This window comes from Blastococcus sp. MG754426, from assembly GCF_021699055.1.
In the GTDB taxonomy this organism is placed as follows: Bacteria; Actinomycetota; Actinomycetes; order Mycobacteriales; family Geodermatophilaceae; genus Blastococcus.
In genome coordinates this window covers 1-387 of record NZ_SSXC01000190.1, presented here as the reverse complement: position 1 = coordinate 387, position 387 = coordinate 1, and the positions used below count along the sequence as shown (strand labels likewise).

Annotated in this window: 1 protein-coding gene; it reads left to right on the top strand. The window is 79.6% G+C overall.

Annotated elements, in window-relative coordinates:
- Positions 1-16 precede the first annotated feature (16 nt).
- Positions 17-387, top strand: a 371-nt coding sequence (locus tag E9549_RS22935; protein ID WP_374201702.1) for an LGFP repeat-containing protein, incomplete at its 3' end; no start/stop codon positions are given.

The window sequence follows — 387 nt, the reverse complement described above, 5'->3', positions numbered from 1 at the left end:
CGCCCTGCACGGGCCGGTGCGTGACCGGTTCACCGCCGCCGGCGGGCCCGCCGGCGAGCTGGGCTACCCGACCACGGGGGTGCGGGCGCTGCCCGACGGGGGTGCGTTCGCGCACTTCGAGAACGGCTCGATCTACTGGTCGCCGGCCACCGGCGCCCGGGTCGTCTCCGGTGCGGTGCGGCAGCGGTGGGCGGCCACGGGCTGGCAGAACGGGGTGCTGGGCTACCCGACCACCGAGGCCACCGACCTGCCCGGGGGCGGCCGGGCGGCGTCGTTCCAGGGCGGGGCGATCTACTGGTCGGCCGCCACCGGGGCGCGGGTCGTGGGCGGGCCGGTGCGGGACGCGTGGCTGGCCGCCGGCGGTGACGCCGGCGACCTGGGCATGCC